This window comes from Desulfovibrio legallii, assembly GCF_004309735.1.
Lineage (GTDB): Bacteria > Desulfobacterota > Desulfovibrionia > Desulfovibrionales > Desulfovibrionaceae > Desulfovibrio > Desulfovibrio legallii.
Map to the genome: position 1 here is coordinate 1 of NZ_SIXC01000022.1, position 8886 is coordinate 8886.

7 protein-coding genes, 1 rRNA gene and 1 riboswitch are annotated in these 8886 nt (G+C 60.1%); of the genes, 4 read left to right on the top strand and 4 right to left on the bottom strand.

Going from position 1 to position 8886, the window contains the following annotated elements; all coding sequences use genetic code 11:
• On the bottom strand, nucleotides 1–531 hold a 531-nt coding region (locus EB812_RS11455; protein ID WP_165450945.1), incomplete at its 3' end, for a DDE-type integrase/transposase/recombinase.
• Nucleotides 528–812, bottom strand: coding sequence for a helix-turn-helix domain-containing protein (locus EB812_RS11460; protein WP_130958321.1), 285 nt, complete (start codon nucleotides 810–812; stop codon nucleotides 528–530). The genes EB812_RS11455 and EB812_RS11460, both read right to left, overlap by 4 nt.
• Nucleotides 813–1033: 221 nt before the next feature.
• Nucleotides 1034–1184, top strand: a riboswitch (FMN riboswitch).
• A gap of 110 nt (nucleotides 1185–1294) precedes the next feature.
• On the opposite strand from EB812_RS11460, the gene ribB reads away from it, so the two are divergent.
• The 3 genes from ribB (at nucleotide 1295) to EB812_RS11475 (ending at nucleotide 4881) form a co-directional block, all read left to right on the top strand.
• Nucleotides 1295–1963, top strand: coding sequence for a 3,4-dihydroxy-2-butanone-4-phosphate synthase (ribB, locus tag EB812_RS11465; RefSeq protein ID WP_118230827.1), 669 nt, complete (start codon nucleotides 1295–1297; stop codon nucleotides 1961–1963).
• A gap of 764 nt (nucleotides 1964–2727) precedes the next feature.
• Nucleotides 2728–3123 (top strand): squalene cyclase, encoded by a 396-nt coding sequence (locus EB812_RS11470; protein ID WP_118230824.1) that lies wholly within the window; start codon nucleotides 2728–2730, stop codon nucleotides 3121–3123.
• Between the two features lie 126 nt (nucleotides 3124–3249).
• Nucleotides 3250–4881 carry an outer membrane homotrimeric porin gene (locus EB812_RS11475; RefSeq protein ID WP_118230825.1) on the top strand — a complete coding sequence of 544 codons (1632 nt, stop codon included), beginning with the start codon at nucleotides 3250–3252 and terminating at the stop codon, nucleotides 4879–4881.
• A gap of 717 nt (nucleotides 4882–5598) precedes the next feature.
• Here EB812_RS11475 and EB812_RS11480 read toward each other — a convergent pair.
• Together EB812_RS11480 and EB812_RS11485 are read right to left on the bottom strand one after the other, a co-directional pair.
• Nucleotides 5599–7707, bottom strand: coding sequence for a heavy metal translocating P-type ATPase (locus EB812_RS11480; RefSeq protein ID WP_130958322.1), 2109 nt, complete (start codon nucleotides 7705–7707; stop codon nucleotides 5599–5601).
• A complete protein-coding gene (locus tag EB812_RS11485; RefSeq protein WP_242621284.1) occupies nucleotides 7704–8174 on the bottom strand; it encodes an ArsR/SmtB family transcription factor in 471 nt (156 codons plus the stop codon). The genes EB812_RS11480 and EB812_RS11485 overlap by 4 nt, the downstream gene beginning before the upstream one ends.
• 595 nt (nucleotides 8175–8769) lie before the next feature.
• Between EB812_RS11485 and EB812_RS11490 the strand changes: the two genes are divergently transcribed.
• Nucleotides 8770–8886: ribosomal RNA gene (locus EB812_RS11490) — 16S ribosomal RNA — on the top strand; the annotation flags it as partial.

The following is an 8886-nucleotide window of genomic DNA, read 5'->3' on the forward strand; positions in this document are numbered from 1 at the left end:
TTTCGCCAAGGCCTCTTCCAGGGCCGCGACGCAGAAATCAGCGTCCATGGTGTTGGAAAGTCTCCAGGACAACACTTTTTTGCTGTGCCAGTCCATAACGGCCACCAGGTACAGAAAGCCTTTGCGCATGGGGATGTAAGTGATATCCGCGCACCAGACCTGATTGGGCCGTGTAATGACAACGTCGCGCAGTAAATACGGATAGCGGATGTGCTCCGGGTTGGGAATACTGGTTCTTGGTTTCCGATAAATCGGCGTTAAACCCATAAGTCGCATCAGGCGGTGGATGCGTTTTCTGCCGACGCCGTAGCCCAGTAACCGCAAATAATCACGCACCTGGCGCACGCCCCGAAATGGCCATTCGGTGAAAGCCCGGTCGATTTCCTGCATAAGCGACAGGTTGTACACCGACTCGCCCGTTTTTTCATAATACAGGCCGGAGCGGGCTATGCTGAGCAGCCGACACTGGCACACAATGCTGAGCTTGGCATGACCCGCTGCGACCATGCTTTGCCTGCGGGAAATGCTCACCGCTTCCCCCAGGCTTCTGCTAAAAAATCGCGTTCCACTGTCAGTTGGCCGATCTTGGCGTGCAATCGGGTCAGCTCTTTTTCCTTTTTGGCCTCTTCGGTTTTTATTTCACCGGAAAAGATCCCGGGAGCCGATTCCTTGAACTGCTTCACCCACTTATGCACCATGGTCTGGTGAACGCCGAACTCTGAAGCCATTTCGGCAATGGTCTTTTCACCGGAAAGCGCGGCAAGCGCCACTTTCGCCTTGAACGCCGGGGCATGATTTTTTCTCTTGGGCATGGTTGATCTCCTCACTTCGGTTAGTAGCTATCATACCTGTCCGAATTTTGGGATCCACCTCTGTGGTCTGGTTCGCAAGTCCGCAGGGGCACAGGAACGGCAATCATCTCGTTTTTACTCTTACAGTTTCCTGGCTGATCGGGCAGGTAACTTCCATTTTTCGCTGCGCGAAAATGTCGTCCGGCATCCTTGTCAGGACGAGGGGAGAGGGGTAGGGTAGGCGTGTTTCTCAGGGCGGGGTGCAAGTCCCCACCGGCGGTGATGCGGCGGACGCCAGTCCGGCCGTCAGCCCGCGAGCGCCCGTGACCGGGGTCAGCAGATTCGGTGCGAATCCGAAGCCGACGGTAACAGTCCGGATGGAAGAGAACGGCTTTTTGCCGCCACGCACGGCCTGCGCGGATTTTTCCGGCGTTGTTGCGTTGCGGCCCGTCCACGCCCTGGTGCACCTCTCCCGGCACGAACGCCGGCTTCGGAGAATGGTTATGCATCAGTCCCCATTAACTTTGGATTCCTTTGGCAATGCCGCCGAGCGGCTGCAACGAGCCCTTGCCTCCCTGCGCGACGGCGGCGGCGTGCTGGTTGTGGATGATGCGGACCGGGAAAACGAGGGCGACCTCATTTTTTCGGCCAGCCAGATCAGTGTGCCGCAGATGGCCATGCTCATCCGTCACTGCAGCGGCATTGTCTGCCTGCCACTTACGGCGGAACACGCCCGTCGGCTGGACCTGCCGCTCATGACCGCGCACAACACCAACACCCAGCAGACGGCTTTTACCATCAGTATTGAAGCGGCCACCGGGGTGACTACGGGCGTTTCCGCTGCGGACAGGGTGGCCACCGTGCGGGCCGCCGCAGCGCCACAGGCCCGTCCGGAGGATCTGCGGCGGCCGGGGCACGTTTTCCCCTTGCTGGCCCGTCCCGGTGGGGTACTGGAGCGGCGGGGGCATACCGAGGCCACCGTGGACCTCATGCGCATGGCCGGGCTGGAGCCCTGCGGCGTGCTTTGTGAACTGACCAACGACGACGGCAGCATGGCACGCTTGCCGCAGGTGGCGGCTTTTGCCCGGGCCCACGGCATGCCCCTGTGCAGTGTGGAGGACATCGTGGCCTGGCGTTCTGCCGGACGCGACCATCGGGCTGTGGCTGTATAGGGCATTGCAACGTTGCAATGCTCTGGCTGTTGCGTCAGCAGCCGCCCGCCATGGAGGCGCAAGCGTAGCTTCAGCCGTTGCAGCGCAGGAGCTTGACCCGTTACGACGAAGGAAGTTACGGACAAAGGCCCAGCTCTCGTTACGAACAAAACAGCAGCGCTGGCTACAGCTGAAGACAGCACCACTCTGTAGTTGCGCGGGGAGGCGTCGGAATAAGCGTGCCGTAAACTTTGCGAACACGCATTCTCAAAGGTAATCTGCTTGGACGACCGGGGAGCGGGCGGCAATGTCGTCCGCTCCCCTTTTTCAAGGTTTCCCCGGCTCGTTCCTTTTTGCAGCTATTTTTTCGTGGCGTCCTTCCTGGATACGCTCTTCATTACATATTCAGAGGCTGCAGGTTTGTGTTCTGCGGTTCGCACGCGGGGGAGCCGTGCAACGAGTCTCGGTGCGGCAGCGCAGCTTTGCCAAGGGGTATTTTAAAAATTTATATAATTGTAATTAACTATATTGAATAATTATATTTTATTCCACAACCCCGGTCATTGCAGGCAGAGTTTTTTTCAAAAATAACATTGCTCTGCCGTCGTTTGTCTCACAGGCGTCATAAAAATATGAGGAAACCGTTTGATACAAAAAATTGAACATTTTTTTTAAATTATTCCACATAGATAAATGTCGATTTTGAAAAGTAATTTCAATTCTGTTGACACAATCCGTGTGCTGTGCCACTATGCCTCATTCGCAAATTTTAGTGGAGGCACAGTATGGAAGAGCACGGCACGCCGGATTTTCAGGTCACCCACCGCTTCAGCCACGACAATCTGCACATCAGCCTTCAAGACCCCTTCGGCCCGCCCCAGGCGGACGCTGTCATCGCTCTTCTGTACGGCAACCAGCACGCCTGCAAACGTATTTTTATTGATGTGCGCCGGGTTTCCCGACCGCATCCCAGGGCTGTGGACGCCCTGAAGAATTCCCTGCTGTTGGGCGGCCTGAGCACGGAGCAGATCGTTTTTAAGGGTAAAACCGGCTTTGACCTGGCCGTCAACGGCAACCGGGTGCTCATTGAACAGAAACGCAGCCATGTCTGCAAGGGCAACTGCGCCCATTGCAAGTGCGGCCACCACAAGCACGATCACGCCCAGGCGCGGGAGCATTAGTCCCCCGCCGCTGGCGGCGAGTTCCTTTTTTGCAGCAAAAAAAATAAGAGATATTACGCAATCACCACGGCTGTTGGGGCGGATTATCCGTAGCGGCCGTAAAACCCATACCGGAGGAACAAGAGTATGCATCAGAAAGAAAGGAACGCACTGCAACGCTTCAAGAAAGCCTGCATGGTAGCCATGCTGGCCGCCGGCCTGTTGGTGGGCGCGGCCGGGGGGGCCAAGGCCATTGACTTCAAGGCCCAGGGCGAATGGCTGGTGGGCTTTGGCGTGGCCAATACTAGTCTGACCAAAAACACCAGGGGCCCCAACGACTCTCAAAAGACCAAGAGCAATACGGAAGACGACTTTGGCGCGTCCCAGCGGGTGCGCCTGCAGTTGGACGCCGTGGCCTCCGAAGCGCTTTCGGGCACGGTCTTTTTTGAACTGGGCGACCAGGCCTGGGGCAAGTCTGAAGATGGCGGCGCCCTGGGCGCGGACGGCAAAGTGGTGAAGGTGAAAAACGCCTACATTGACTGGCTGATCCCCAATACCGACGCGCGCGTGCGCATGGGCCTGCAGGCCACTGCCGTGCCCAACGCCGCCGGCGGTTCGGCTATTATGGACTGCGACTCCGCTGCTCTGGTGGTCAACTACAAGTTCAACGACAACGTGGGCCTTACGGCCATGTGGTCCCGCCCGGTCAACGACAACTTCGGCGAAGACTATTTTGATGAAAATGGAAAGAAGAGCACGGAAAAATCCAACTATCTTGACAATATCGATCTCTTCATGCTCTCCGTGCCACTGTCCTTTGACGGCGTGGAAGTGACCCCCTGGGCCATGTACGGCATGCGCGGCAAGAACTCCCTGCGCGGCCTCGAAGAAGTCAATGACAATGAACCCTGGGAAACCAGCGATGGCAACCTGGGCCTGACCCTGTCCGGTCTGACCCCCGGCTTCAACTACGCGGGCAGCACGCCGCTTACGGCTTCCACCACCGGCAAGCAGTACGGCTCGCTGTTCTGGGTGGGCCTGCCTGTGGCTATCACCATGTTTGATCCGCTGAACATTGAATTCGATATCAACTACGGCTATGCCGAAGCCATGGGGCGGTACGATATCGTCAAGCGGCTCAATGGCAACGATATCGTGCGCGGCAGCACCGAGCGTCAGGGCTGGCTGGCCAAGGCCTTGATCGAATACAAGATGGACTGGGCCACCCCCGGCATCTTCGGCTGGTACGCCAGCGGCGACGACGGCAACGTCAAGAACGGCTCCGAGCGCATGCCCTCCATTGCGGGCGCGGGCAACTTCACCTCCTTTGTGGGCGACGGCAACCTGGCCTGGGGCGCGGGCCCCGGCGACGTCTGCGACTGGAGCATGAGCTACGCCGGCACCTGGGGCATCGGCGGTCAGCTGGCCGACATGAGCTTTGTGGAAAACCTCAAGCACACCTTCCGCGTGGCCTACTGGGGCGGCACCAACGCGCCTTCCATGGTCAAGTACATGGACAGCGCCTCGGCCTGGAGCGGCAACGGCATCGGCGGCGACGGCCCCTACCTGACCACCAACGACGGCCTGCTGGAATTCAACCTGGTCAACCAGTGGCAGATCTACGAAAACCTGGAAGCCAACCTGGAACTGGGCTACGTGGTCAATATGGTGGACCAGGATACCTGGAAGAAGAACGGCTATAACAACGGCCAGGGCAACGGCAGCTTCTCCAAGGAAGACGCCTGGAAAGCCCAGTTGGTCTTCGCCTATACCTTCTAAGTCTGTGTAGCGCCCACACCGCGCGCGTTCCCTTCCCGCGCGCTTATACCGCCGCTTCTTCGGAAGCGGCGGTTTTTGTATGGAGGCCCCGCCAGGCGGGGCCTTTTGCAGGCAGCCCCCGCATATTTCTATAAGAATTTCAGCGCGTCTTCCAATCAGGCCCAGTTGCGGCAGCTGAACACCAGTGCCCGTTCTGTGGGCAAGGCCGTAAATGGGGTAACGCCGCTTGGCGCCGCCATGTCCGCCAAGTTGGGAGAATCCCCAAGGTTGTGCAGCAATTATCGAGACTTGCCGGAAACCTGCTCAATACAGGGAGCGTCTGCATCCGTCTTCCCAATAAGGCTGCCTGCCCTTGAGCGGAGGCGTGCAACAAGTACGGCGCCCACTTCGGTGCGGTGCCGCGCAACTGCCCCGCGCACGTACTCCTTGCCAAAAGCGTCTGGGCGTGCAGCCCCAAAGGCGGTTACACGGTAACCTTGTCCCAACGCTCGTACTGCAAAAAAACAAAGCTCTCCCGGCCGTTTTCGAACCGGCCGGGAGGGCTTTGTTTTTATCGGCCGCGTCTTGTGCGTGCCGATTCAGATTGTCTGAGCATCTTTCCGGCCAACCAGTTCGGGATGTCCGGCCAGGGCCGCCAAGCCTTTGACCCCGCGAGCCCTTCCCCGGCTGCGGCTGTGTCGTCCTGGCGAGGGCAAGAGGCGCGGCGGGGTTTGCGCCTCAGGCGTCGATTCTTCCGGCGCGGGCGGCGTTGAGCACGGCCATAAGGGCCACGCCCACGTCGGCGAACACGGCTTCCCATAGGCCGGAAAGGCCCACAATGCCCAGGGCCATGAACAGCCCCTTGATGCCCAGAGCCATGACAATGTTTTGCCAGACAATGGTGCGGGTGCGGCGGGCAATGCGCAACAGCTCAGGCAAACGGGCGGGGTTGTCGTCCAGAATGACCACGTCGGCGGTTTCAATGGCCGCTTCCGCGCCCAGGCCGCCCATGGCCACACCTACGCCGGCCGTGGCCAGCACCGGGGCGTCGTTGATGCCGTCGCCCACAAACAGGGTATGTTTGACCGGCCCCAGCGCCTGCAGGGCGCTGGCCTTGGTTTCGGGCAGCAGACCGGCCTTGAGCACGTCCAGTTTGAGGCGGGCGGCCACGGGGCGGGCCTGTTCCTCCCGGTCGCCGGTGAGCATGGCAATGGTGCGTACGCCCAGGCGGCGCAGGCCTTCCACGGCTTCGGCGGCCTGGGGTTTGAGTCGGTCCGAAACCACCAGTGCACCCAGCAGGCGGCCATTGCGGGCCACCTGCACCACGCTGCCGGGCAGGTCCACGGGCTGGGGTGCAATATTGTGGCTTTGCAGCAGGGCTGCGTTGCCCGCCAGCAAGGTGTCGCCGTTGGCGGTGGTCACCTGCACGCCCTTGCTGGGCACTTCCGTCATGGCGGTTACGGCGGCCTCGTCGGGGGCGCTGTCCGCCTGCTGCGCCGCGCGCAGCACAGAGCGGGCAATGGGGTGGTTGGAGCGGCTTTCGGCCAGGGCGGCCACGCGCAGCAGTTCATTTTTGTCCACGCCAGCGGCGGGCAGCACGGCGTTGACCTCAAACACGCCTTCCGTCAGCGTGCCGGTCTTGTCCAGGGCGGCCACGCGCATGTCGCGCAGGTTGTCCAGCACCGCACCGCCCTTGATGAGAATGCCCCGCCGGGAGGCGGCCCCGATGCCGCCGAAATAGCCCAAAGGAATGGAAATGAGCAGGGCGCAGGGGCAGGAAATGACCAGCAGCACCAGGGCGCGGTAAAGCCACTGTGAGAATGTGCCCAGGCCCAGCAGGGGCGGCAGCACGGCCACCAACAGGGCAAGCCCCGTGACGGCCGGCGTGTACCAGCGGGCCATGCGGGTGATGAAGCGTTCTGTGGGGGCCTTGCGGGCCACGGCGTTTTCCACCATTTCCAGAATGCGGGCAATGGAGGATTCCGCAAAGGGCGCAGTCACTTCTACCCGCAGCGCGCTGTTGAGGTTGATGGTGCCCGCCAGCACCCGACCGCCCGGCGCCACCTGCTGCGGCACGGATTCGCCCGTGAGCGGAGAGGTGTCCACCTGGGAGCGGCCTTCCAGCACCTCACCGTCCAGGGGGATTTTTTCACCGGGACGCACCAGAATGTGGCTGCCGGGCCCCAGCACGTCCGGGGCTACGTCGCGGGTGGTTCCGCCGTCCAGCAGTTCGTGGGCCACACTGGGACGCGCCGCCAGCAGCGCCCGTACCGAACGGCGGGACCGCCCGGCGGCGCGTTCCTGCACAAATTCGCCCACCCGGTAGAAGAGCATGACGCCCACGGCTTCGGGCAGTTGCCCCAAGGCTATGGCGGCCACGGTCGCCCCGCCCATCAAAGTAAATTCGTTGAAGAAATCTTTTTGCAAAATGCTCTGCAAGCCGCTTTTCAGAACTGCAAAACCGCAGAGGGCATAGGGCAGCACGTAGCACAGGGCAAGCACCAGCCAGCGCGGCAGGACACGTTCCAGCTGCGTGTCGGCCAGCATGCCAATGGCGAACAGTACAGCCGAAACGCCCATGAGCAACAGCTCGCGCTTTTCGTGGTCGGCGTCTTCAGGTCCGCTATGGCTGTGACAGGCGCAGGAAGTGCAGCCGCAGTCCGAAGCGCCCAGGTCCGCGTCGACCTGGGCGTGGTTGTGACCGTGGTCGTGACTGTGCGCGGTTTCGTGGTCGTGGCAGCAACTGCAGGCCGGGACAGTCTGGTGGTCGTGCGTGGCTTCGTAGTCACGCGCGCAGGACGGGCTGCATGCGGCGTCGGCAACGCGAGGGGCGGTATGGTCGCTCATGAGACTTCTCCCGAAATGGAAGGCTGGGGTGTAACGGCCCCTTTGTCAGGGGCGGCCAAATCGGCGTTGTCTTCACTGTCGTCCGCCGTGTCGGCTGGGATGCGGATGTGCTTCTGTTTCAGAAATTCATGGATGTTGGCGTTGTGTGAAATGCCCGGCAAAGCTGCGGCGTCCTGCAGGATCTGTGGGCAGTGGGCCAGTTCGCGTTCGGTCAGGGCCAGAAGATCCTTGACTGCGGGCACGGGCTCCGCAGGCAGGCGGTAGTAGACCCAGCGGCCTTTTTTCAGACTTTCGATAAGCCGCGCCTGTCGTAACAGGAACAGATGCTTGGAGGTGGTGGAAGCCGCCAGCCCCAGCAATGTGGTGATTTCGCAGACACAGAGCGGACGGATGCGCAGAGCCATGAGGATGCGCAACCGGTTTTCGTCGCCCAAGGCACGGACAATAGTGATATAATTCAGCATCATGATGACTCCAGGCAGCACTTGTCGGTGGGGGGGGGCAAGTGAATATCCTTTTCAATTCGTTGTTGAGCGAAATATAAGAGGTGGCAGAGGTCCTGTCAAGTATATTTCGTCAGATATCGAAATAATACTTATGAGGGAACCGGCAGCACGAGCAGCCGGATTTTTAGGGGAGGGGAAAATGGAGCCGACTGTCTTAGGGTATGGTAAAGAAGAAAGGCGGAACGCGCGTTGGTGGCTCTGAGGTGTGGCGCTTTGGGCCTGCGGCGCGGTGCGAACGTGGCCTCAGGCGGTCTTTTGCGACAAAAGTAAAACTTTTTGGGCGCAGTGTGTTGACAAAGGGGGGCCTCCCGGCTACATTCTGGTTTCGCGACGAGGGACGGTTTTTGAAACAAAGGCAAAAAAGAAATTTTGCCGGAAGCGAAAAAAACGGTTGACTCCGGAAGCGAAGGGGAGCATAAACACTCCTCGCGCCGACCGAAAAGGTCCGGCGGGGCCGGAAGGCCCGGTGGTTCATTGACAAGTGAATAGCGAGTGGGAAGGAAATCTTTGAGATTCCGATTTTCACCCGCAAGGGTGAGAATCTTGTACAGAATTTGAACTGGAGAGTTTGATTCTGGCTCAGATTGAACGCTGGCGGCGTGCTTAACACATGCAAGTCGAACGCGAACGGGGCTTCGGCCCCAAGTAGAGTGGCGCACGGGTGAGTAACGCG

Excerpts from the sequence above, each read along its gene's own strand:
- ribB (WP_118230827.1), top strand. The coding sequence starts at position 1,295 with ATGCATCAGTCCCCATTAACTTTGGATTCCTTTGGCAATGCCGCCGAG.
- EB812_RS11460 (WP_130958321.1), bottom strand. The coding sequence starts at position 812 with ATGCCCAAGAGAAAAAATCATGCCCCGGCGTTCAAGGCGAAAGTGGCG.
- EB812_RS11485 (WP_242621284.1), bottom strand. The coding sequence starts at position 8,174 with ATGATGCTGAATTATATCACTATTGTCCGTGCCTTGGGCGACGAAAAC.
- EB812_RS11480 (WP_130958322.1), bottom strand. The coding sequence starts at position 7,707 with ATGAGCGACCATACCGCCCCTCGCGTTGCCGACGCCGCATGCAGCCCG.
- EB812_RS11475 (WP_118230825.1), top strand. The coding sequence starts at position 3,250 with ATGCATCAGAAAGAAAGGAACGCACTGCAACGCTTCAAGAAAGCCTGC.
- EB812_RS11470 (WP_118230824.1), top strand. The coding sequence starts at position 2,728 with ATGGAAGAGCACGGCACGCCGGATTTTCAGGTCACCCACCGCTTCAGC.